The sequence below is a fragment of the Collimonas sp. PA-H2 genome (genome assembly GCF_002564105.1).
Taxonomy (GTDB): Bacteria; Pseudomonadota; Gammaproteobacteria; order Burkholderiales; family Burkholderiaceae_D; genus Collimonas.
Genome location: NZ_PDBX01000001.1, coordinates 1,329,687 through 1,352,992, shown reverse-complemented (window position 1 = coordinate 1,352,992; position 23,306 = coordinate 1,329,687). Strand labels below are relative to the sequence as shown.

Below are 23,306 nucleotides of genomic sequence, written 5' to 3'. Positions count from 1 at the left end.
GCATCCGGGTATGACCTGCAAAACGGCAACGAGTTTCCGTCAGCGCATTCAGCGAGTCGCTATAGTATCGGAAATTTCTGAACCATGTTTTTCCGCGCCGCCCCGCACCAATGTTAAGGCTTGCGCTGATAGCTGCCCTCGATGGCAGGGGCGCCGTCCATGTCGTCACCCTGGCCATACAGAGAGATCGTCACCTTGCCAGGTGTTGCCGAAGGTCTGATGCGTAGCTGTTCGACCTGCACTTTGTCGATGATGCAAGGACTGCCTTTGCTGATCTGCAGCCGCACCAGCTGCGGGCTGCTTTCCAATACCTGCGTCCTGGCCTGGTTGCAGGTGATGGCATTCACGGCATGCGCGGAGATCGCCACCGCGTCGCCCGAATAGATCTCGGCGTAAGGCGATGGAGTGGCGCTGGTCGGCAGCCATGCGCCGGTTGCCCAGCGCGGCACTTGCGGCGGCGGTGGCGGTGGGATTGGAACCAGCGGCACGGCCGGCACGGGAGATTCGACCGCAACAACAGCCGGCGCCATGGCCGCTTCTTGCGGCAGTGCGGATGGCGCCGGATCTGCTGCCCGCGCTGCGCCGAGGTCCGGCGGTGTAGGTGGAATCGGCAGCAGCGGCGGTATTGGCGTATTCGTTTCCGGCGCGGTCATTGCCGTCATTGCTGCCGCGACTTCCGGTGCTGCATCTGCGACTGTTGGCGGCGCCTCCTGCGGCGCGTTGGGCTCCGGCGTTGTCATTGCTGTCATTGCTGCAGCGGCCTCCGGCGCTGAATCCGTGACCGTTGGCGGCACCACCTGCTGGGCTTGCGCCTCGACCGGCGGCATGGCGAACAAAGGTTCTGGATTGCCGGCGGGCGCTGCCGCCGCCACGGCTGGCCGGGTGGCAGGCGGACTGGCGCCATTCACGCCCAGCAGGTTTGGCAGGAGCGCGATGGCGGCCTGCCTTGATATGGAGACACGCATCTGCGGTGCGTCGATAGCGCTTTGGACGCGCGACGTGCTGACCGCCTTGCCGTCGATCAGCACGGTCAGGTCTTGCTCCAGCGCCGCGCTGGTGGCCGTCTGCATGCGCTGCTGCGCATCCTGGTTGAGCGTCACTTCCAGTTCGATGGAATCCGGGTTACCGTTATAGGTATCCCGGATGTTGAGGCTGATTTCGGTGAAATCGCTTTGCGAGGAAAAGGCGATTTCGGCGGCATTGGCTGCTGTCGTCGCGCCGGCCGCAAATGCCGCGCAAAGCGCGGCTGTCATTATTTTCCAGCGTGCACGCATGATTATTCTCCCTGGATGATATCGGTAGCTTGTTTGGTTGGTTGTTGCGCCGTCAACGCCAGGTGCACCGCCTCGGCGACGCTCAGCGCACTGAGAGAGGCGGCCGGGAATGCAGGCGCGACGGCGTTTTTCATGATGTCGTAAACCGGATCCTTGAGGCGCGCGAGCAGCAACCGCAAGCCGCTGGCGCTGACGAAACCGAAAAAATCGTGCAGGCCTTCCAGGCTGGAACTGTCCAGATCGGGCGATTCTTCCAGGCTGAGGATCACGGTATGCAGTCCCGGCGCGGCGGCGATGGAACGGCGCGCCTGGCTCAGGATGCGTTCGGCGTTGGCGAAGAACAGCGGCTCGTTGGGACGCAAAATGATGATGCCGGCTACCGGCTGGGCGGCGGGATGGGTGCGCATGTTGACGAAGTCATGCGTATCGCCGAGCTGGCCGAGGACAGAAATGGTGGATTGCGAAAACTGCCGCAGCATCATGAAGATGCTGATCACGATCGACGCCAGCAAGCCGTCCAGCACGCCCAGCAACAGCACTGCGACGACCGAGGCGATCACCACCAGGCGGTCGCGGCGCCACTGGAAGTAAGGACGGAACACCATCGGATTGAGGGTATGGCTAACGGCGTGGATCACGATTGCCGCCAGCACCGGCTCCGGTGTCAGGGCTATCCCCGGCAGCAAGGTCAGCACGATCGCCAGCATCACCAGCGCCGCCACCCAGCCGGACAGGCGCGAAGTGGCGCCGGCCGCTTCATTGGCGGAGGTGGCGGAATAACCGGCGCCGACCGGCATGCCGTGGAACAGGCCGGACAGCAGGTTGGAAGCGCCCAGCGCCAGCAGGTCGCGGTTGGGCGCGGTGGTGTCGCCGTGCTTGATGGCAAAGCTGCGGATCGCTCCATACGATTCGGCATACAGGATCATGCCCATGGCAAAGCCCAGCTCGCCGAGGCGCAGCCAATCGGCGCGCGACAGCATGGGCAGGGTCGGCACCGTCAGCTGCAGATGGATGCTGCCGACCAGGCCGACGCCATATTGCTGCAGATTGAACCACTGGCCGGCAGCGACGCCGATGACGATCACCAGCAGCGCGCCTGGCACCCGCCGCAGCCGCGCAAACAGGAACAGCAGGGCCAGCGCCGCCGCCATGACGGCGACGCTGATCCAGTTCCAGCGGCCGGCCTGCGCCAGCATTTCCGGAATGAAGCGGGTCATGTCGCTATGTTCGGGATGGACGCCGACCACGCCGGCGAACTGCTTGAGAATGATGACGATGGCCAGGCCGAAAGCAAAGCCGCGCAGCACCGGCTTGGCGATGAAGTCGGTGACGCTGCCCATGCGCGCCAGTCCCGCCAGCAGGAAAAACAGGCCGGTGATCATCACCAGGCCGATCGCCAGCGTCATGCGCAAGCCGATGTCGCCGTTCGCCATGGAGGCGGTGGCTGCCGCCAGCACTGCCGCGGAGGACGAGGTGGCGGAGACGATCGCAAAGCGGCTGCTGCCGAACAGGCCGTAGCACAGCAGGCCGGCGAACAGTGCAATGACGCCGGTTTGCGGCGGCAGGTTGGCGATGCTGGAGTAGGCGACGGCTTCGGGCAGCAGCAGCCCGGCGATCGAGAGGCCTGCCACAAGGTCCGCCGTGATCACGCGTTTCGGCGGCGGATTCAGGTCGGCATGTTGTGATTGTGCAGCGCTCATGCGCCTCCCTGACGATGAATGTTTATATTCTGATTTTATGCTGTTTTCGCAACAATGCGAAGCTGCAACTAGCCGTAATTAGCCGCAACCAAGCAGTTTCCTCTTACTCACGATCATGGGTAATCGTCAAATGTTGTTGAGTTTAAGTCAAATATCATTTACTGATACACCCATTTTTCTCAACAAACTATGCGCGCATAGTGTCGCTATTGATCGCCGTTCAGGCATCACTCGGACATAACCCAGATCAGGAGAGAACATGCAGGTATTTATCACTGGAGCAAGCGGATTCATTGGCGGCTCTGTCGCCACCCGTTTCATGCGGGAGGGATACAAGGTGCGCGGGCTGGTGCGTACGCAGGAACAGGCCGAGCGGCTGGCCGCGCTGGGCATCGAGCCGGTGCTGGGAACGCTGGCCGACGGCGGTATCCTGAGCCGCGAGGCCAAGCGTGCCGATGCCGTCGTCAATGCCGCCAGTTCGGACAATCTGTTTGCGGTGCAAACCCTGCTGGATGCGCTGGCCGGCTCCCGCAAGGTGTTCATCCACACCAGCGGCTCCAGCGTGATCGGCGACGATGCCCGCGGCGACTGGCTGTCGGAGCAGGTGTTCGATGAAGACACGCCGTTCACGCCGGCGCCGGAGAAGGCAGCGCGCGCTGCCTTGGACAAGCTGATCCGCGACGCCGCGCAACGCGATGTGCGTTCGGTCATCCTGTGCAACACCATGATCTACGGCAGCGGTCTCGGCCTGAAGCGTGACAGCGTGCAGATTCCGCCGCTGGTGGCGCAGGCGCGCAGCAGCGGCGTCGCGCGCTATGTCGGCAAGGGCGTCAACGTCTGGTCCAATGTACATATCGAAGACGTGGCGGAATTGTATTTGCTAGCCTTGAAAGAGGCGCCGGCCGGTTCTTTCTATTTTGTCGAAAACGGCCAGGCTTCGTATGCCGAGATCGTCGGCGCGATTGCCGAACGGCTAGGGCTGGGGCCGGCGCAATCGTGGCCGGTGCGGGATGCAATCGATGCCTGGGGATTCGGCCACGCGGTATATTCCTTCGGCTCGAACAGCCGGGTGTCGGCGGCCAAGGCGCGCAGGGAACTGGGATGGCAGCCGCGGCACGCCTCGGTGCTGGACTGGATCAAGAACGATATGCAGCTGGATTGAAAAAAAGCCTGGGACAGTCCCAGTAATGCTGTTCAGTTAGGGCGAACGACATGGCGTAGGGTGGGCACTCCGTGCCCACGCAGTATCATGGATATTCGTGTCCCGGCTACGCGCCCCGGCCGGTCCGCGTGGGCACGGAGTGCCCACCCTACGAGTTCCGCAAATAAAAATGCCATTCAGTCTTAACTGAACGGCATTAGGGACAGTCCCAGGCTTTTTTCATTTTGCAGCTGTTACGGGATGCTGCCCCGGCTTGATGATGACGGTGCAAGTCATACCGGCCGCCAGCGTGATGCCTTCCGGCACCTTGTCGATATGGATGCGCACCGGCACCCGCTGCGCCAGCCGCACCCAGTTGAAGCTAGGATTCACGTTGGCCAGTCCGTAAGTGCCGAGCGCATTGTCGCGGTCGGTGATGCCGCGCGAGATGCTGTCGACATGGCCGTTGATAATCTGTTCGCTGCCGAGCAGGCGCATTTCGACCGCGTCGCCGACCTTCATCAAGGGCAGCTTGTTCTCTTCAAAATAGCCGTAGACCCAGAAGGAATTGGCGTCGATCACCGCCAGCTTGGGCGATCCGGCCTGGGCGAAATCGCCGGCATGCACGTTCAGGTTGGTGATCCAGCCGTCCACCGTGGCCCGCACTTCGGTCCGTTCCAGGTTCAGCTTGGCGCTGTCGCGCGCGGCCAGCGCAGCCTGGTACAGGGCTTGGGCGGCAGAGGCGTCGGCACTGGAGTTTTCCCGGCTTTCATTGGAGATGACGTCGCCGTCGAGCTTGGCGCGGCGCGCGGCGTCGCGCTGCTTGGTGGTGAGGCCGACGCGGCGTTCGGTCACCTGCGCTTCCGCTTGCGCCAGCGCCAGCACGTAGCGCGCCGGATCGATTTTCATCAGCAGGTCGCCCTTGTGCACATAGCCGTTGTCGGCCACCGGCACCGCCACCACGATGCCGGAGACATCGGCGGCGACGCTGATGACGTCGGCGCGCACCCTGCCGTCGCGGGTCCAGGGCGTGTTCATGTAGCGCTCCCACAGTGCGCGCGCCAGCAAGACGGCAATCAGGACTACAAGCAGGGTGATGATGACCTGCAGCAGGGTTTTCAAAATGGCGGATGATTTCATGTCGACCTTAGAACAAATTTTTTACAGCGAATTAAATAAGGTATTACACAACGTGCAGCAACAGCCCGGCGCCGCCGAAAATGCAAAAGAACAGGGCGATGCGGAACAGGCTGGGATGCCAGACGTAGCGGTACAGCCCGAGGCGGGTAAACAGCCAGTCGATCGCCATCTGCAGGAACAGGCAGGCGATGAAGACCAGCAGCAGGGTCGGGATGAGTGCATCGAAGAGGGCGATTTCGCGTGGCATGGTCAATTCCCGGTAGGAGCGTCGGTGGCTGGATTGAGGGGCGATGGCGGCATCGTGGTTTCGGCCGGCGTCAGCACGGTGACGCGTTCCAGCATGGCGCCGCGCATCAGGTGTAGGTTGGCCAGCACCGCCGGCATCTCGGCGCATGCGGCAATCGCCGCCAGCACGGCATCCAGCGCTGCTCGCAGGCGGCTTTGGCTGGGCCGCGCAAACAGAAAGGCGATGCTGCCTATGCTTGCCTCGATCTTGCCGTGTACTTCCGGATTGCCGATGCTCAGGGTTTCCTGGCGCAGCTGGATCACGGCGCGGCCGATTTCCAGCACCGACAGCAGCCAGGTCACGATGGCGCGGTCATCCTCGTTATCCAGCGAGTGGGTGATGGCGAAGCGCGCCAGCAGATCGCGGGTGCCGCTTTCAAAGCGGCCGGCCAGGCCCGGCAGTGGCCGGTTGCAGGCTTCCACTACCTGGTTGCGCAGGGCGCGCGCCAGGCGCCGCTTGATCCAGCGGCTGTCGGACGGATCGATGATCTGATACATGACCGAGGCGATGGCGACGCCGAACAGGCCGCCGGTCATGCCGTTGAGCAGTTCCAGCATGTCGAACTGATAGTTGCTGCCGATGCTGGCGTAGGACAAGAAAAACAGCAGGATGCCGGTGCCTATGCCGGAGTATTTCTTGGTGGTGGTGAGCCAGGCGCCGATCAGGATGAAGGGCGCCAGCGCGATGCACAGCATGGTGAAATTTTCGGCCTGCGCTTGCAGGTAATACGCCGACAAGAAGCCGAAAAATCCGCCCAGCGCGCCGCCGATCATGAACTGGCGCACCACCTTGATGGGTGAGGGAGCCGCCGCAAACAGGGCGCTGACCACGGTCGCCATCACCACCGCATCGGTGCCGGAAACCCAGCCGGTCTGGATCCAGAACCAGGCAGAAAGGATGAAGCCGATTGCCGCCCGCAGCGCCGAAGTGGCGATCAAGGTCGGATCGGTACGCGCGACATAGTGCGCGGGCAGCTGGACGTCGTCCGCCATATGCATCTCGGCCTGGATCACAATGGCATGGATCCTGGCGTAGATCAGCAATTCGTCGGCGAACCTGGCCAGCAGTTCGGTGGCAGAATCGAAATCCAGCAGATTGCTGCCGTCGCTGTTGATGCTGCTGGCGGCCAGGCCGCGGCGCAGGGCCGCCAGGCGCCCAGGAATTCCGTTGCGGACCTGTTTCAGTTGCATACGGTCCTGGCTGGAGAGGGCACGCACAATCGCCCTGTATTCCATCATCAAGGCATCCAGCGTGCTGTGCTTGCCGGCTGCCTGCAAACGGCCGAACAGCTGGTCGAGCGAGTGGAAGGTGGTGGATGCGGTCATGAAGGCGGTGTTCAGCTGGCGCAGCTGCAGGCTTTGCAGGTGGCCGCTGGCGCTTTCAAATACCGAGGAAGTGCGCAGCGCTTCCAGCGAAATCACTTCGCCGATAAAGCGCAGCACCATGCGTTCGCGCGCCGGCCGCGAAACCGCGGCGCTGTCGTCCAGTGCGATGAATTTCTTGAAGTCGGCGAAGCGCTTGCGCACCGTCAACAGCAAGACGTCGGACAAATGTTTGGGAAACAGCACGTCGCTGACCACGCCGGCGCACAGCAATCCCAGCATCACTTCGCTCAGGCGCGTCATGGCGATGTCGAAAGCCTGGGCCGGCTGCAGTGCGGCCGGCAAGCCGACGATGACCAGGGTATAGCCGGCCAGCACGAAAGCGTAGGACTGGAAGTTGCGGAAGATGGTCGAGCCGGCGGTGCAGAAAGCCAGCCAGCAGGCGCCGGCCGCCAGGAACAGCACCGGCTGCTGCGTAAACGAGGCGGCCAGGATGATTGACACGATGACGCCGACCGCGGTGCCGATGAAGCGGTAGAAACCCTTCGCCAGCACCAGGCCACTGCGCGGCTGCAGCACGATGATGACGGTGACCATGGCGGTGCCGGGCTTGGAAAGGTCGAACAATAGCGACAGCCCCAGCGCCAGCAAGCTCGCCAGCAAGACTTTACTGACATGCAGCAGGTCCTGGCCATGGTTTTCTACCCAGATGACGCCGGCCTGCGCCAGGTGATGCGGCCAGGACTGGCGGCTGCTTGCGGTCTCGCTCATGATGGCCGCCGCTTATTTGTCGGCGGCGATGGCGCCGGCGGTGGGCAGCGGCAGGTCGTCGCCGAGGCCGCCGCCCAGCGCCTGCATCAGCTGCGCCCAGCTATCCAGATAGCCGGCGCGGATTTGCGCTACGCGCAATTGCTGCTGCAGCAGCACCAGCTGGGTTTGGATGACGTTGATGTTGGCGGTCAGGCCGGCCTGATAGCCGCGCTTGGCCAGGTCGTAGGATTTCTTCGACAGCGCCAGCGCCTGTTCCGACTGGCCGCGCTGCTGCTGTTCCGATTTCAGCTTGATGATCTGGTCGGCCACGCTTTGCAGGGCTTGCACCAGCGTGTTGTTGTAACTTTCAATAGCGCCGTCGAGAGCAGCGGTCTGGGCGCCCAGATTGGCGCGCAGGCGGCCGCCTTCAAAAATCGGCAGCGAAATCGCCGGACCGGCGCCGCGCACGCCGGAAGAGGCGCTCAGGAAATTGCTGAAGCCGAGCGCCTGCAGGCCGATGAAGGCAGAGATATTGATATCCGGATAGAAAGCGGCCTTGGCGACATCGATATTCTTGTTCATGGCCTCGACCCGCCAGCGTTGTGCGATCACATCCGGACGGCGGCCGATCAGGTGCGCCGGGACGTTGTCGGGCAGGGCGATCGACAGTTGCGCGTTGCTGTCGCTGCCGTCGGCAGGGGCAGTCAGTGCTGTGGCCAGAAGCGGCCGCTGGATGGATTCGCCGCTGCCGGGGCCTTTGCCGCTCAGAGCAGCAATCTGGTTGCGCAGCAGGGCGATGTTTTCGTCGATTTTTTCGATGTTGGAGCGGGCATCGGGCAAGGCGGTTTCAGCCTGGCTGACTTCCAGCCGCGTACCGAGGCCGGCGTTCAGTTTGCGCTGGGCGATGCTGGCGATAGAAGTCTGCTGCGCCAGCGTCGCGCTGGCGATGTCGCGCAGCGCGAACTGGGTCGCCAGCTGCAGGTAGCCGCGCACTATCGCCGTTTCCAGATTCAATTGGGCGCTGCGCGCTTCGGCGGCGCTGACGTGGACCGTATCCAGCGCCGATTCCAGCGCGCTGCGATCCTTGTCCCAGAGGTCGAGGTCGTAGCTGGCCTTAACGGTGATTTCATTGTCCCAGTTCCAGCTGCCGCCCAACGGCGGCGGGAAAATGTATTCCTCGGAATACAGGCCGCGCGTGCTGCTGGCCTCGGCGCCGACCTTGGGCAAGGTCGCTGCGCGCGCCATGCCGGCCAGTGAAGAAGCCTGGCGGATGCGGGCCTGGGCGATTTTCAGGCTAGGGCTGTCGGCGACTGCCTGCTGCACCAGTGCATTGAGCTGCGGATCGCGGTAACTTTCCCACCAGGCGCTGGTCGGCCACGCTGCGTTGCCGACGTTGCTCAGTGCAGAGCCTGCGGCCAGCGTGCTGCCGTCCGTCAGCTTGGATTGCGGATTGATGCCCGAGAAATCAGCGCAGCCGCTTAGCAGGATGGCCAGCGTACAGGCTGTCAGCAGGCTGGCGGAAAGGTGAGGCTTGGAAGGGGTAATGGACCGCATGGTGACCCGAAATAGTGGAGCGAAAAAGAGGTCTGAGTAATTATCTTTTGACGCGATCTTTTGAAGCGATCTTTTGCAACGATCTTCTGAAGCGATCCTTTGGCGCGGTCTGTTGATGCAGCGTAACGCCGCTGACCGCGCTATGGCATGGTGTACGGGACCATGACCGGATAATAGCAAAACGCCAGCATCGCTGGCGTTTTGCTTAACTCTTTAAACCTGAAGAGTTACGGTCGCATCAGTTACTGATTGCTAGTTGCTGTTACGACTTAGTTGCCGCTGTAAACCGATGGCTCGGTCTTGTCGATCTGGCTCACGACTTCAGCGCGGGTGACCGTCTTGCCGGCGGCAGCAACCGTCGGATACTGGTTACGCGCCTGGTTCAGCGTACCGTCTTTTTGCGCTTGCGCGACTTCAGCCTGGACATCGGCACGCGATTTGGTGGAGACGAACGGTGTTTCAGGTGGATATGGGGTAACTGCAAAAGCGCTGCCGGCAACGGCTAAAACGGCGAGACCAGCGATAAGTTGTTTGGCATTCATGTTTTTCTCCAGTGATTGATAGATGGCACCGGGCTCGGCGGTACAGGCATGTAGCTATGTTGCCCGTCGGGTCCTGCCTCGGTGAGCGGCGCACTTGCATTGCTGATTCAGTGTTGCTTGTGTGTTGCGCCCATCGATGAAGTTCAGTGTAGAGACTTCACTATCAACAATAAATGGCCTTATTGGAAATTTACTATTCCATATTCAGCAATAATATTTGGGAACTTATTGTTGCAATTGCACGACAAAGTGTGTTTTGGCAAAAGTTTCGGATGTGTCGGATGAATGATCCGGCCAGGACGGCGCGGAATGCGGGGACGCCCGGTTTTACGCCTGCAAGACGTAAAACCGAGACGGGCCTCAGACTATATGTCTGAGGATTCGATGATGCCGCCGCCGAGGCAGACGTCGCCGTCGTACAGCACGGCAGACTGGCCTGGCGTCACGGCCCATTGCGGATCGCTGAAGCGCAGCGCGAAATTCTCGCCGGCCTCGACCTGCACGCTGTCGAATGCACAAGCCATGTCAGCCTGCCGGTAACGCGTCTTGGCTGACAAATGCGTATTTTTCGGCGCCTCGCCGGCGACCCAGCTGAGCTGGCCGGCCTGCAGCGTCGACGACAACAGCCAGGGATGATCGTGGCCCTGCACGATGTACAAAGTGTTGTTTGCCACATCCTTGCGCGCCACATACCAGGGATCGCTGTCGCCGCCGGCGTTCTTGTGCGTTTTCATGCCGCCCAGGCCGATGCCCTTACGCTGTCCCAGCGTGTAAAAACTCAGGCCGACGTGCTCACCCACCACATCGCCGTCCGGCGTTTTCATCGGTCCAGGCTGGTACGACAGGTAGCGGTTCAGGAATTCGCGGAATGGCCGCTCGCCGATGAAGCAGATGCCGGTGGAATCCTTCTTCTTGGCGTTCGGCAGCTGGATCTGTTCAGCGATCTTGCGCACTTCGGTCTTCTGGATTTCGCCCAGCGGAAACAAGGTGCGCGACAGTTGCGACTGGTTCAGTCGATGCAGGAAATAGCTTTGGTCCTTGCTGGCGTCGACCGCTTTCAGCAGCTCGAAGCGGCCGGAAGCTGCCTGCCGTACGCGGGCGTAGTGGCCGGTGGCGATCAGGTCGGCGCCGAGTTTCATGGCGTGGTCGAGGAAAGCCTTGAACTTGATTTCGGCATTGCAGAGGACGTCCGGATTGGGCGTGCGGCCGGCCTGGTATTCGCGCAGGAATTCGGCGAATACCCGGTCCTTGTACTCGGCGGCAAAATTCACGGCTTCGATATCGACGCCGATGACGTCGGCTACGCTGACCGCGTCTATCCAGTCCTGGCGGGTCGAGCAGTATTCTGAATCGTCGTCGTCTTCCCAGTTCTTCATGAACAGGCCGATCACTTCATAGCCCTGCTGCTTCAGCAGCCAGGCCGAGACTGAAGAGTCGACGCCGCCGGACATGCCGATCACCACGCGCTTCTTAGGAGAGCTCATGTTCTACTCCATAGGCGCTGGGATGGGTATTGAGCATGGACAAGGGCGCGCGCTGGCCGCGCAGGTAGTCGTCTACGCATTGCAGCACTTGCGGACTGCGGTGGCGTTCGCTGCAGGCCGCCATTTCGTCGCGCGACAGCCACAGGGTGCGCAGGATGCCGTGATCCAGCGGCTGCTCGTGCTGGGCCCCCAGGTCGCCGCAGAAAGCGAAACGTAAGTAAGTGACCGCTTTGCCGGTACGCGCCGACACATAACGAGCCATATACATGCCGACCAGCGCGGTCGGGGTGAATTCGTGTGCTGTTTCTTCCAGCGTTTCGCGCGCGACCGCCTGCAGCAGCGACTCGTTGGGATCGAGATGGCCGGCTGGCTGGTTGATGCGGATGCCGTCACTGGTCGCTTCTTCTATCAGCAAGAAGCGGCCGTCGCGCTCTATGATCGCGGCGACCGTGACGGAGGGTTTCCAAACGTCAGTCATAAATTCCTCGGTTAATCCGATATTTTAACTTGCCTGCCGTTTTTCGATCAGAAGTACCTGCGCAGTGCAAAGAGATGCCCCGATACGGCGACCGGATCAGATTCTAGCCATAATTGCAACAGGGAAGCTAATTTTAGGATAAATAACCTACATCAAGACTCAGGTTGTTTGGCCGCAATTTTTCCGTGTAATATTCCATGCAGATAATTGCGCGCCAGTACCCAGGCCATCTGGGCGCGGCGGATTAGGTCTGTTTCAGACCCGTTTGTGGGGGATTACCAAGGTAAATCCTCTATAAATCCACAGAATTCTTAACATAGTGGGAGAAGTACATGAAAATCGGCATCCCCGCCGAGACGCGGCCTGGTGAAACCCGGGTTGCCGCGACTCCGGAGACGGTAAAGAAGCTGGTAGCGGCCAAACACCAGGTCCTGGTGCAGTCCGGCGCAGGCATTTCTTCCAGTATTACGGATGAAGCCTACGCCGCCGCCGGCGCTGAAGTGGTCGGCGCTGCTGCCGCCTTCGGCATGGAAACCGTGCTGAAAGTGCGTGCTCCCAGCGCCGACGAATTGCCCCTGCTGAAAAGCGGCACGGTGGTGGTCGGCATGCTGAATCCTTTTGATGCCGACAATATTGCTGTTATGGCAAGCCATGGCCTGACCGCCTTTTCACTGGAAGCTGCACCGCGTACTTCGCGAGCGCAATCAATGGACGTGCTGTCGTCGCAAGCCAACATCGCCGGCTACAAGGCGGTGCTGATGGCAGCCAATACCTACCAGCGTTTCATGCCGATGCTGATGACCGCTGCCGGCACAGTCAAGGCGGCGCGCATGCTGATCATGGGCGCCGGCGTCGCCGGTTTGCAGGCGATTGCTACCGCCAAGCGCTTGGGCGCGGTGATCGAAGCTTCCGACGTGCGGCCTGCTGTAAAAGAGCAGATCGAGTCGCTCGGCGCCAAATTCCTCGATGTGCCCTTCATCACCGATGAAGAAAAGGAAATCGCCCAGGGCGTCGGCGGCTATGCGCGGCCGATGCCGGCCGACTGGATGCGGCGCCAGGCAGAACTGGTGCACGAGCGCGCCAAGCAGGCTGACATCATCATCACCACGGCTCTGATCCCTGGTCGCAAGGCGCCCGTATTAATCAGCGAAGAGACGGTCAAGGCCATGAAGCCGGGCTCGGTAATCCTCGACATGGCGGTCGACCAGGGCGGCAACTGCCCCTTGTCGGAAAGCGGCAAGACCGTCATCAAGCACGGCGTGCACATCATCGGCGAAGGCAACCTGGCGGCGCTGGTGGCGGCCGATGCCTCGGCCCTGTATGCGCGCAACCTGCTGGATTTCCTCAAGCTGATCATCAATGCCGAAGGCGGGCTTGTGATTAATCGTGAAGACGATATAGTGGCGGCCACTTTGCTGTGCAGTGCCGGCGAGGTATTGCGCAAATAAGGTAGGTAGGCAAGCAGGCAAGTATCTTGAACAATCACGTTTGAACGTACTACCGTTTTAATCAATAGCTGTAAAAGATCACCGGCTGCGGCCGGCGGTTTGTAAACTGGAGAAATAACTATGCAACGCATCATGCTGCGCGCAAAGATTCATCGCGCCACCGTTACCCAAGCCGACCTGCACTATGAAGGTTCGTGCGGGATCGATGAAGACCTGCTGGAAGCGGCCGACATCCGCGAGTTTGAAAAGATCGAACTGTACAACGTCAACAATGGCCAGCGTTTTTCGACCTACGCCATCCGCGGCAAGCGCGGCAGCGGCGAGATTTCGCTGAACGGCGCCGCCGCCCGCTGCGCCCACCTTGGCGATCTGCTGATCATTTGTACCTATGCTCCACTTTCCGACGAAGAAGCGCGCAGCTACGTGCCGAAAGTGGTGTTTGTCGACGACAACAACAAGATCACCGGTTTGAAAAAGATCTAAAAGACGTGTCATCCCCGCGTTCGCGGGAATGACGTAGTGGAAGTCATTCGAGCTCGCTCCATTAAAGGGAAACCATGGAAGTCACGCACACCATCACTAACCTGATCATCTTCGTACTGGCGATCTACGTCGGCTACCACGTGGTCTGGACCGTTACGCCAGCCTTGCACACGCCGCTGATGGCGGTCACCAACGCCATCTCCGCCATCATCATCATCGGCGCCATGCTGGCGGCTGGCCTGACCGAGGGCATGGTCGGCCAGGTCGCCGGCACGCTGGCGGTGGCGCTGGCGGCAGTCAATGTGTTCGGCGGCTTCCTGGTGACCCAGCGCATGCTGGAAATGTTCAAGAAAAAAGAGCCGAAGGCCAAGCCGGCGGCTAAAGAGGGAGCGGCGCAATGAGCATGAACCTGGTGACCTTGCTGTACCTGATCGCCTCGGTCTGCTTCATCCAGGCGCTCAAGGGTTTGTCGCATCCATCTTCGGCGCGGCGCGGCAATGCTTTCGGCATGGCCGGCATGGCGATCGCGGTAGTCACCACGATTGCCCTGATCGTCAAGCTGAAAGCGGAATCGCAGGGTGCTGGCCTGGGTTTCTGGCTGGTGGCTGGCGGCGTGATCGTCGGCGGCGGCATCGGCGCGATGCTGGCCAAGCGCGTCGAGATGACCAAGATGCCGGAGCTGGTGGCGGCGATGCACTCGCTGATCGGCCTGGCGGCGGTCTGTATCGCGGTGGCGGCGGTGTCCGAGCCCTGGGCTTTCGGCATTGCGGCGCACGGCGAGGCGCTGCCGGTCGGCAACCGCATCGAACTGTTCATCGGCACCTTCGTCGGCGCGATTACCTTCTCGGGGTCGGTGATCGCCTTCGGCAAGCTGTCGGGCAAGTATAAATTCCGCCTGTTCCAGGGCGCTCCAGTCAGTTTCAGGGGGCAGCATTTCATCAACCTGTTGCTGGCCGTAGCGATGCTGGGGCTAGGGCTCATCTTTGTGCTGACCCAATCCTGGCTGCCCTTCATTCTGATGGCCGTCATCGCGTTTGCGCTGGGGGTGTTGATCATTATCCCGATCGGCGGCGCCGATATGCCGGTGGTGGTGTCGATGCTCAACAGCTATTCGGGCTGGGCCGCGGCCGGCATCGGTTTTTCGCTGAACAATTCGATGCTGATCATCGCCGGTTCGCTGGTCGGTTCCAGCGGCGCGATTCTGTCCTACATCATGTGCAAGGCGATGAATCGTTCGTTCTTCAATGTGATCCTGGGCGGCTTTGGCGGCGACGCCGCCGCTGCGGCAACGGGTGGTGCGCAAACCCAGCGTCCCGTGAAATCCGGCTCCGCTGACGACGCCTCGTTTTTGCTGGGAAATGCTGAAACCGTCATCATCGTTCCTGGCTATGGCCTGGCGGTGGCGCGCGCCCAGCACGCCTTGATGGAACTGGCTGAAAAGCTGTCGCACAAGGGTGTCACCGTCAAGTTCGCGATCCATCCGGTGGCAGGGCGCATGCCAGGTCATATGAACGTGTTGCTGGCGGAGGCCGAAGTGCCGTACGACCAGGTGTTCGAGATGGAAGACATCAATAGCGAATTCGCACAGGTCGATGTGGTGCTGGTGCTGGGCGCCAACGACGTCGTCAATCCGGCTGCCAAGGATCCGAAATCATCGATTGCCGGCATGCCTATCCTGGAGGCCTACAAAGCCAAGACCGTCATCGTCAACAAACGCTCGATGGCCTCCGGCTATGCCGGGCTGGACAATGAGCTGTTCTACATGGACAAGACCATGATGGTGTTCGGCGACGCCAAGAAGGTGATTGAAGATATGGTGAAAGGGATAGACTAAGCCCCGGCCGCTCTTGCCGAAAAGCCGCGCCAGGTTTATCCGGCGCGGCTTTTTTTATATTGAGCGCTGCTTGAGATCAGCGGCGGCCGAACATCATCTGCTGCGCCAGCAGGCGCCGCGCTGGCTTGACCACATCGACCAGGCCGAGGGAAAGACCGAGCAGGGTTTGCGACAAGGCGCCGTCGGGAGCGCTGGCGAAGATTCGCGCCATGACGTCGGTCAGGTGTATCGTCAGGCTGCGGTCGGACTGCCTGGCGGCGGTGAATTGCAGCAGCGTCTCCGAGGACATGTCGGCCGCCAGCATGCGCGCCAGCACCGTGGCGTCGCGCAGGCCCAGGTTCAGGCCCTGGCCGGCGACCGGATGCAGGGTTTGCGCCGCGTTGCCGATTGCTACTGTCCTGGCAGAGGCCGCGGGACGTGCATTCAGGCCGAGCGGAAAACTGTTGCGCGGCGTGGTCTTGGTGAATCGTCCCAGGCGGCCGCCGAAGGCTTGCATCAACGCTTCCAGGAAAGCGGCGTCGTCCAGCGCCAGCAAATTATTGGCGGTAGCGGGGCGCACGCACCAGACCAATGCATAGTTGTTGCCGTGGCCATCGTCCTGCGGCAGCAGCGCGAGCGGGCCCTGGTCGGTGAAGCGTTCAAAGGCGCGCTGGGCAATCGGGGCGCTGGCCTGGACATGGGCGACGATGCCGACCTGCTGGTAATCGCGCTGCAGCGCTTTGTCGCTTTGCGCGCCGAACACGCCGCCTTCCGCCTGCACCATTAATTTAGCGTGCAGGGCGCGGCCGTCTGAGAGCTGCAGTTCCACCCGGTTTTCATGTTCGGTGCTTGCAGTCACCTGCAGTGGCCGCAGCAGCTGGACATCTTGCAGCGCCGGCAGTGCAGCGAGCGCAGTCACTAGCGTGCCGTAGCGGGTGACATAGCCGAGCGCCGGCAGCTGGAACTCGTCGCGCTGGATCAGGGTGCGGCCGAAGTGGCCGCGGCGCGAGACGTGAATCTGGTGAATTGCGGTGGCTGCAAGCGGCCAGGCGCCGATTGCCTGCAGGATCTGGCTGCTGCCAAAGGACAGCGCCAGCGAACGTGGATCCTGGCGCGCCAGTTCAACCGTCTTGGCGTCGATCAGGGCGATGCGCGCCGCCGGCACTCCGCGTTTTACCAGCAGTGCGGCCAGGCTGAGGCCGACCGGGCCGGCGCCGCAGATGGCGATGTCGGCATCGGTCTCGCTTTGCTGGTTGCTGTTATCGCTCATACCGGCAAACCCCAGTTACGCAGTTGCGCGGCGGTTGCCGCCGGATCGCTGTGATGGATGGCGCGCCAGCCGAGTGCGCGCGCGGCCAGCACATTCCGTTCGACGTCGTCGATGAAGACCAGATGCTCTGGCTGAGCCTCGGGATAATGTACGCGTATGCGTTCCAGCATGCGCTGGTAGATGCGCGGATCCGGCTTGATCAGTTTTTCTTCGCCCGACACCAGGATGTCCTTGAAACGTTGCAGGACCGGCTGGTAAGGGGCGTTGCCGCGAGCGTAAGGGAAGGTTTCGGCCGACCAGTTGGTCAAGGCGTACAAGGGCACGCCGCCAGCTTCCAGCGCCTCGAAAATCGCCAGGCCCGGCGCCAGCGTGCCGCCCAGCATTTCCGCCCAGCGCGCATAGAAGGCTGCAATCAGGGATGCGTGTTCCGGATGGCGCGCGCTGAGGCTGGCGGTTGCTTCAGCCAGCGAGCGGCCGCCGTCCTGCTGGATATTCCATGCACCGTTGCAGATGTTGGCGAGGAACCACTTGCGCTCTGCTTCGTCGGCGATCAGCTTGCGAAACAGGTAGTCCGGATTCCAGTCGAACAGGACGCCGCCGAGATCGAACACGACGATGGTGGGTGTAGTAGCGATGGTGGCAAGAGTCATAGCCGTCATGATAACAGCGCCCGCGGCGTATCGCAGTACGCTAACGGGCGCTGCTTCACTTGCGCATCAAGGCTTCGATCTCGGCCACCGAGGTCGGGACGTCGCGGGTCAGGTTGAGGTTGCCGTCGGCAGTCACCAGGATGTCGTCTTCGATGCGGATGCCGATATTCCAGAATTGCTCAGGCACGCCTTCCGCGGGCCGCACGTAGATGCCGGGTTCGACTGTGGTGACCATGCCCGGCTGCAGCTTGCGCCATGGCTTTTGCTCGCCTGCCGGTGCGGCTTCGCCTGGTTCGCGGTAAGCGCCGGCGTCATGCACATCGAGGCCGATCCAGTGGCCGGTGCTGTGCATGTAGAACTGGCGATAATCGCCGTTGGCAATGACATCGTCGAGGCTGCCGACCTTGTTCTTGATGAGCAGGCCAGTGTCGAGCATGCCTTGCGCCAGCACGCGCAGGGCGGCATTGTGTCCATCGATGAAGCGTTGGCCTGGGCGGGTGGCGGCAATCGCCGCGTGTTGCGCCGCCAGTACGATTTCATACATGGTTTTTTGCGGGCCAGAGAAGACGCCGTTGGCGGGAAAGGTGCGGGTGATGTCGGAGGCGTAGCTTTCGAATTCGCAGCCGGCGTCGATCAGCACCAGGTCGCCGTCTTTCAATTCGGTATTGCCGGCGCGGTAGTGCAGCACGCAGGCGTTGGCGCCGGCGGCGACGATCGAGGTATAGGCCGGCGATGCGGCGCCGTTGCTGCGGAATTCGTGCAGGATTTCCGCTTCCAGGTGGTATTCGCGCAGGCCGGGACGCGCCATGCGCATCGCCCGGCGATGAGCGCCTGCGGCAATCTGGCCGGAGCGCTGCATGATGGCATGTTCGGAGGCATCCTTGAACAGTCGCATCTCCGCCAGCAGCGGATCCAGGCTGTGGATAGTGGCCGGCGCGCTGACGCCGACACGCGCCTGGCGAGCCAGCTTGCCTAGCCAGCCTTGCAGCTGGTCGTCGCGCTTGGCTTGTTTGCCGAGCGTGTAGAAAATCGCCGGCGCATCGGCCAGCAGCTTCGGCATTTCGCTGTCGATTTCATCGATGGCAAAAGCGGCGTCAAAGCCGAGTTGCTCGCGAGCTGCGACCGGGCCGAAACGGTAACCGTCCCAGATTTCATGTTCCAGGTTCTTTTCACGGCAAAACAGGATCGCCTTGGGATCCTTACCGGCCACCAGCACGATCACGGCGTCCGGTTCGGTAAAGCCGGACAGATAGTAGAAGCTGCTATCGTGACGGTAGGGAAAATCGGAATCCGCGTTGCGTATTGCCTCCGGCGCTGTCGAGATGATGGCGACGCCGCCACCCATGGCTTGCATTTGCGCGATCAGTTTGCTGCGGCGTGTGCTGTAAGGAGTCATGTTGGCGCTCATTCCTAATTTCTGTAACAGGTTGTCGTGCGCTGCCTTACAGCGGCGCGTTGAGTTGATCCAGGCGTTCGATAGTGCCGACGTCGGTCCAGTCGCCGCGGTACACCTCGCCGCCGAGCTGGCCGCGCGCTGCGTATTCGCGCATCAGGGTGACCAGTTTTTCCGGCTGGCCGGGGTTGATCGCATCGAACATCGAGGGGCGATAGACGCCGATGCCCGAGTAGGTATAGGTGTGGCCGGGTTCGCCGTCGTTGCTGACTGAAAAGCTGTGCAGGCCAAAGTCGCCTTGCGGATGGTGGGGCGGGTTCTTCACCAGGTAGAGCCAGGCCACGTCGCGCTTGTCGAGCGGATGGGGCTGGCCCCACAGGTCCTTGTCTTCCAGCGTATTCTTGACCTGTTCAAAATCGAAATGCGGGCAGTAGACATCGCCGGCGATCGCCACGAACGGTTCTTCGCCGAGCAGATGGCGGGCCTTGGCGATGCCGCCGGCGGTTTCCAGCGCCACCTCTTCTGCTGAATATTGGATGGCGGCGCCGTATTTGCTGCCGTCGCCCAGCGTTTCTTCGATCATTTGCCCCAGATGGGCGTGGTTGATGACGATCTCGGTAATGCCGGCGCGTACCAGGTTGACGATGTGCCAGACGATCAGCGGCCGGCCGCGGACCTTGAGCAAGGGCTTGGGAATGGTGTCGGTCAGCGGGCGCATGCGCTCGCCGCGACCGGCGGCAAATATCATTGCTCTCATTGTTTTGCGAAATTCATCTGATACTTCAATCTTCTTGCTTGATCAGTTGAGGACAGAGTCGCACGGATAGTGCTGCACGGGAAGTGTAATTCGTCGCGCTACGGCGACTCTTAAACCCTATCCGGGCGACACTTCTCGTGCAGCTCTGTCCCCAATACGTTAGAAGGTGTAACCAACTTGCACCGTCTTGTCTTCCAGCTTGTCCAGCAAGCGCACCAGCGGTATCAGTTCGCGGTAGCGCAAGGCCGTCTTGCGGACGTAATCCATGACCAGCGGGATATCCTTGAGGTAGGCTTCCTTGCCGTCGCGGTGATACAGGCGCGCGAACAGGCCGAGGATTTTCAGGTGCCGCTGCAAGCCCATGTATTCGAAATCGCGGTAGAAGCTGTCGATGTCCGGCGCCACCGGCAGGCCGGCACGCTTGGCCCGTTCCCAGTAGCGTATCATCCAGTCCAGCACCTGGGCTTCGTCCCACTGGATGTAGACGTCGCGCAGCAGCGAAACGATGTCGTAGCTGATCGGGCCGTATAGCGCGCCCTGGAAATCCAGCACGCCGGGATTGCCGTCGGCGAGCACCATCAGGTTGCGCGAATGGTAGTCGCGGTGGATAAATACCTGTGGCTGCGCCAGGTTGTTGGCGAGGATGGCGTCGAACACCTTGTTGAGATCGGCGCTTTGCTGGTCGCTCAGGGTTGCCTTCAGATGCTTGCCGATATACCACTCAGGAAATATTTGCAATTCTCGCAACAGGAAGGCACGGTCGTATTCAGGCAGCACATCCGGTTGACTCTTGGTTTGCAGCAATACCAGCGCGTCGACGGCATCCATATAGAGCTTGTGGGCATTTTCGATGCTGCTGTCGCTGGTGAGTTGCTGTAGATAGGTCGTGGAACCCAGATCGGACAGCAGCAGGAAGCCGCGTTCGACATCTTGCGCCAGGACCGCCGGCACCGACAGGCCGATGCCGGCAAACAGCGCGCCAATCTCGATGAAGGGCCGCACGTCTTCCTGCGGCGGCGGCGCATCCATCACGATCAGGGTGCCGGCGGCGGCCGTATCGATGCGGAAATAACGGCGGAAACTGGCGTCAGCAGAGGCTGGCCGCAAGGTTGCCGGCAAGGTGGGAATGTCGTTGAGCGTAGTTAGCCATTCGACAATTTGAGTCTGGCGCAGATCGGGCAAAGCAGGGGCAGACTGTGATAAAGACATTAAGCAATCCAGTAAAACGGCTGTTGGTGGTGAGTTCCCATATAATAAGGGATTAATTTCAAAAAATCGCCTGCTATGGTGTTTGCCAAATTCATTTCATGACCCGGTCCTCCTCAGCGCTTCCTAAGTCTCTCCAGCCATGTTCAGGTCCAGTCCGGTCCGGTCCGGCTGCGTCCCAATTGCCGGCCCTGCGGCGCATGACTGTCCTGGTGGCCTCGGTCATTGCGGCGGTGTCCATGCCGATGTGGGCCTGGGCGCAGTCTGTCGAAGTGACGACGCCGGTAGCGCCAAATACGCAGGCCAGCCCGCCGAAGGCCAAGCCGCCGCGCGTCAACGATACCGATGCGCCGACTACGGTTGAAGCGGAGCAGATGACCGGGCGTCCTGACCGTTTGCTGAACCTGGACAATGATGTTGACTTGACCCGCGGCGGCACCAATGTCAAATCCAATACAGGGATTTACCGGATTGTCGAGAATGAGGCGGAAGCCCATGGCTGCGTACGGATGAATCGCTATGGCGACAGATACACCGGCGACGATCTGAAGTTGAACATGGATTCCGGGCAAGGCTACCTGACCAATCCGACTTACTGGTTCCAGGCCAATGATGGCCACGGTAGTGCTGAACGCATCAATTTTCTCGATGAGGACCGGTCAGAAATCGTCAAAGGCAACTATACGACCTGTCCTGGCACCAAGCCGGACTGGTATATCAAGTCCAGTACGCTGGATGTTGACAGTGGCTTGGGCGAAGGGGTCGCCCACAATGGCATTCTGTATTTCAAGAGCGTGCCTATCCTCGGTTCGCCGAGCTTGTCTTTCCCCTTGTCGAACGACCGGCAGTCCGGCGTCTTGCCGCCGATTATCGGCACTACCAACAATGGCGGCCTGGAATTCAACTTGCCGTATTACTTCAATATCGCCCCGAATCGCGATTTGACGATTTATCCGAACATCATCAGCCAGCGTGGCTTGCAGATGGGGGGGGATGCGCGTTATATGGGTGCGGGTTATAGCGGTCAGACCAAGGTTGAGTACTTGCCTGATGATAGGCTGACCAAGAGCGATCGTTATGCGGTGCAGTCAATTCATACGCAGACACTGTTTCCCGGCTTGACGATGGGCTGGAATGTTAACTTCGCCTCGGATAATAATTATCCGGACGACTTTACGCGTTCGATTACCCAGAGTTCTTTGCGTAGCTTGAATCGAGAATTCGATTTGAACTATGGAGGATCTTTCTGGAGCGTGGCGGCACTGGCTTCACGCTATCAGATCTTGCAGGATTTTAATTCTGCAAACCAGCCAACGATTAGCCGTCCGTATGATCGCATGCCGCAAGTGACATTTACTGCCGGCAAACAGGACATCTACGGATTTGACTGGACCGTGAACGCGCAATACACACGTTTCTGGAATAGCCAGTTTGACTTTCCGCAAGGCAGCGGCATGTCTTATATGAGTACCACTTTGAATCCGTTGGGTGGCGAACGGGTCTATATCAATCCGCAGCTTTCCTATCCGATCATTCGTCCCGGCTATTTCATTACTCCGAAGATCCAGCTGGATGCGACGGCCTATAGCGTTACGCCGAATAAATTCGGGGTAGCGAATCTGCCTACCCAGGCGCCGGGCCTAACCGGCTCGACATCCCTGGGCAACGATTTCAGCCGGGTCCTGCCGACTTTCTCGCTGGATGCCGGCCTGGTCTTCGAACGCGATGCCAAATTCTTTGGCAAGACAATGACGCAGACGCTGGAGCCGCGCGTGTTCTATGTGCGTACGCCGTACCATGATCAGAGTCAGTTTCCTATATTCGACAGCGGCGCGGCGGACTTTAACTTTGCCCAGATTTTTACGGAAAACCGCTATACCGGTCATGACCGCATCAGTGACGCCAATCAATTGACGACTGCGTTGATTTCCCGATTTATCGAGGAATCTGGCGTGGAGCGCCTGCGCCTTGGTATTGGCCAACGCATGTACTTTACCCAGCCGCGCGTTGCCCTGACCGCTACCGATAACATTACCACCAGCCGCTCTGATTTGCTGCTGATGGCGGGTGGCCAGGTAACGCCGACGCTGGGTGTCGACAACACCATTCAATACAGCCAGAGCAATAATCAATGGGTGCGCGCCAATTCGACCATCAAATGGCAACCGGCTCCGAAAAAAGTCATCAATTTCTCCTATCAGCTGGATCACACCAACTTTGATCCGCTCCTCCTGGATAATAAATACCTGAAGCAATTTGACGTATCTGCCCAGTGGCCCTTGAGCAAGCGCTGGTACGGCGTTGGCCGCGTTACTTATTCCTTGCAGGAAAAAGCCGTCGGACAAAGCCTGCTTGGACTGGAGTACAAGGCCGATTGCTGGGTCTTCCGCGTGGTGGGACAGCGTACGCCGACGTCGTCAACCCGCACGACTACGGGTATATTCGTGCAACTTGAGTTGAATGGTTTATCAAGTATCGGGTCGAATCCGATGCAAGCCCTGCGTAGCAGCGTTCCAGGTTATCAGAATATCAATCAGCCCGACTCTTTCATTAGCCGTTGAACCTGTTATTCTCCCGTCATTCTTCAGATTATTCTCACCCATGAACGTTTTTCC

Annotated in this window: 20 protein-coding genes; 6 read left to right on the top strand and 14 right to left on the bottom strand. The window is 60.5% G+C overall.

Features of this window, described 5'->3' with window-relative positions; genetic code table 11:
• Window positions 1–113 precede the first annotated feature (113 nt).
• Window positions 114–1,253, bottom strand: coding sequence for a hypothetical protein (locus BCF11_RS06145; RefSeq protein WP_098493964.1), 1,140 nt, complete (start codon window positions 1,251–1,253; stop codon window positions 114–116).
• 23 nt (window positions 1,254–1,276) lie between these two features.
• Complete coding sequence (locus BCF11_RS06140; protein ID WP_098493963.1) at window positions 1,277–2,974, bottom strand: SulP family inorganic anion transporter; 1,698 nt, start codon at window positions 2,972–2,974, stop codon at window positions 1,277–1,279.
• 259 nt (window positions 2,975–3,233) lie between these two features.
• On the opposite strand from BCF11_RS06140, the gene BCF11_RS06135 reads away from it, so the two are divergent.
• The gene (locus BCF11_RS06135; protein WP_098493962.1) at window positions 3,234–4,136 is read left to right on the top strand and encodes an NAD-dependent epimerase/dehydratase family protein; all 903 of its coding nucleotides are present in this window, start codon (window positions 3,234–3,236) and stop codon (window positions 4,134–4,136) included.
• Window positions 4,137–4,355: 219 nt separating this feature from the next.
• On the opposite strand, the gene BCF11_RS06130 is transcribed toward BCF11_RS06135, so the two are convergent.
• From BCF11_RS06130 to BCF11_RS06100, 7 genes are all read right to left on the bottom strand, one after another.
• A complete protein-coding gene (locus tag BCF11_RS06130; RefSeq protein ID WP_098493961.1) occupies window positions 4,356–5,255 on the bottom strand; it encodes an efflux RND transporter periplasmic adaptor subunit in 900 nt (299 codons plus the stop codon).
• Between the two features lie 43 nt (window positions 5,256–5,298).
• Entirely contained in the window at window positions 5,299–5,502 is a 204-nt protein-coding gene (locus BCF11_RS06125) for a DUF1656 domain-containing protein (protein WP_098493960.1), read from the bottom strand.
• Window positions 5,503–5,504: 2 nt separating this feature from the next.
• A complete protein-coding gene (locus BCF11_RS06120; protein ID WP_098493959.1) occupies window positions 5,505–7,634 on the bottom strand; it encodes an FUSC family protein in 2,130 nt (709 codons plus the stop codon).
• A gap of 12 nt (window positions 7,635–7,646) precedes the next feature.
• Entirely contained in the window at window positions 7,647–9,167 is a 1,521-nt protein-coding gene (locus BCF11_RS06115) for an efflux transporter outer membrane subunit (RefSeq protein ID WP_098493958.1), read from the bottom strand.
• Window positions 9,168–9,436: 269 nt separating this feature from the next.
• Window positions 9,437–9,709, bottom strand: a complete 273-nt coding sequence (locus BCF11_RS06110) for a DUF4148 domain-containing protein (RefSeq protein WP_098493957.1) — start codon at window positions 9,707–9,709, stop codon at window positions 9,437–9,439.
• A gap of 365 nt (window positions 9,710–10,074) precedes the next feature.
• The gene (gene mnmA, locus BCF11_RS06105) at window positions 10,075–11,193 is read right to left on the bottom strand and encodes a tRNA 2-thiouridine(34) synthase MnmA (RefSeq protein ID WP_098493956.1); all 1,119 of its coding nucleotides are present in this window, start codon (window positions 11,191–11,193) and stop codon (window positions 10,075–10,077) included.
• A complete protein-coding gene (locus BCF11_RS06100; protein ID WP_098493955.1) occupies window positions 11,180–11,671 on the bottom strand; it encodes an NUDIX hydrolase in 492 nt (163 codons plus the stop codon). The genes mnmA and BCF11_RS06100 overlap by 14 nt, the downstream gene beginning before the upstream one ends.
• A gap of 332 nt (window positions 11,672–12,003) precedes the next feature.
• Between BCF11_RS06100 and BCF11_RS06095 the strand changes: the two genes are divergently transcribed.
• The 4 genes from BCF11_RS06095 to BCF11_RS06080 all read left to right on the top strand — a co-directional run bounded on the left by BCF11_RS06095 (window position 12,004) and on the right by BCF11_RS06080 (window position 15,436).
• On the top strand, window positions 12,004–13,119 hold the full coding sequence (locus BCF11_RS06095; protein WP_098493954.1) for a Re/Si-specific NAD(P)(+) transhydrogenase subunit alpha: 1,116 nt from the start codon (window positions 12,004–12,006) through the stop codon (window positions 13,117–13,119).
• A gap of 120 nt (window positions 13,120–13,239) precedes the next feature.
• On the top strand, window positions 13,240–13,602 hold the full coding sequence (gene panD / locus BCF11_RS06090; RefSeq protein ID WP_061534353.1) for an aspartate 1-decarboxylase: 363 nt from the start codon (window positions 13,240–13,242) through the stop codon (window positions 13,600–13,602).
• Between the two features lie 74 nt (window positions 13,603–13,676).
• A complete protein-coding gene (locus tag BCF11_RS06085) occupies window positions 13,677–14,003 on the top strand; it encodes an NAD(P) transhydrogenase subunit alpha (protein ID WP_098493953.1) in 327 nt (108 codons plus the stop codon).
• Entirely contained in the window at window positions 14,000–15,436 is a 1,437-nt protein-coding gene (locus tag BCF11_RS06080) for an NAD(P)(+) transhydrogenase (Re/Si-specific) subunit beta (RefSeq protein ID WP_098493952.1), read from the top strand. The genes BCF11_RS06085 and BCF11_RS06080 overlap by 4 nt, the downstream gene beginning before the upstream one ends.
• Before the next feature lie 76 nt (window positions 15,437–15,512).
• Here BCF11_RS06080 and BCF11_RS06075 read toward each other — a convergent pair whose 3' ends face one another.
• The 5 genes from BCF11_RS06075 to BCF11_RS06055 form a co-directional block, all read right to left on the bottom strand.
• Window positions 15,513–16,685, bottom strand: coding sequence for an FAD-dependent monooxygenase (locus tag BCF11_RS06075; RefSeq protein ID WP_098493951.1), 1,173 nt, complete (start codon window positions 16,683–16,685; stop codon window positions 15,513–15,515).
• Window positions 16,682–17,335: an HAD family hydrolase gene (locus tag BCF11_RS06070; protein ID WP_369827836.1), complete on the bottom strand. Its 654-nt coding sequence runs from the start codon at window positions 17,333–17,335 to the stop codon at window positions 16,682–16,684. The genes BCF11_RS06075 and BCF11_RS06070 overlap by 4 nt, the downstream gene beginning before the upstream one ends.
• Window positions 17,336–17,390: 55 nt before the next feature.
• Window positions 17,391–18,743, bottom strand: a complete 1,353-nt coding sequence (locus BCF11_RS06065; protein WP_098493949.1) for an aminopeptidase P N-terminal domain-containing protein — start codon at window positions 18,741–18,743, stop codon at window positions 17,391–17,393.
• Window positions 18,744–18,777: 34 nt separating this feature from the next.
• Entirely contained in the window at window positions 18,778–19,485 is a 708-nt protein-coding gene (gene murU / locus BCF11_RS06060; RefSeq protein WP_098493948.1) for an N-acetylmuramate alpha-1-phosphate uridylyltransferase MurU, read from the bottom strand.
• Window positions 19,486–19,644: 159 nt separating this feature from the next.
• Window positions 19,645–20,694 carry an aminoglycoside phosphotransferase family protein gene (locus BCF11_RS06055; RefSeq protein WP_098493947.1) on the bottom strand — a complete coding sequence of 350 codons (1,050 nt, stop codon included), beginning with the start codon at window positions 20,692–20,694 and terminating at the stop codon, window positions 19,645–19,647.
• 197 nt (window positions 20,695–20,891) lie between these two features.
• Here BCF11_RS06055 and BCF11_RS06050 point away from each other — a divergent pair, with 197 nt between their 5' ends.
• Entirely contained in the window at window positions 20,892–23,252 is a 2,361-nt protein-coding gene (locus tag BCF11_RS06050) for an LPS-assembly protein LptD (protein WP_233212393.1), read from the top strand.
• The last annotated feature ends 54 nt before the right edge of the window (window positions 23,253–23,306 follow it).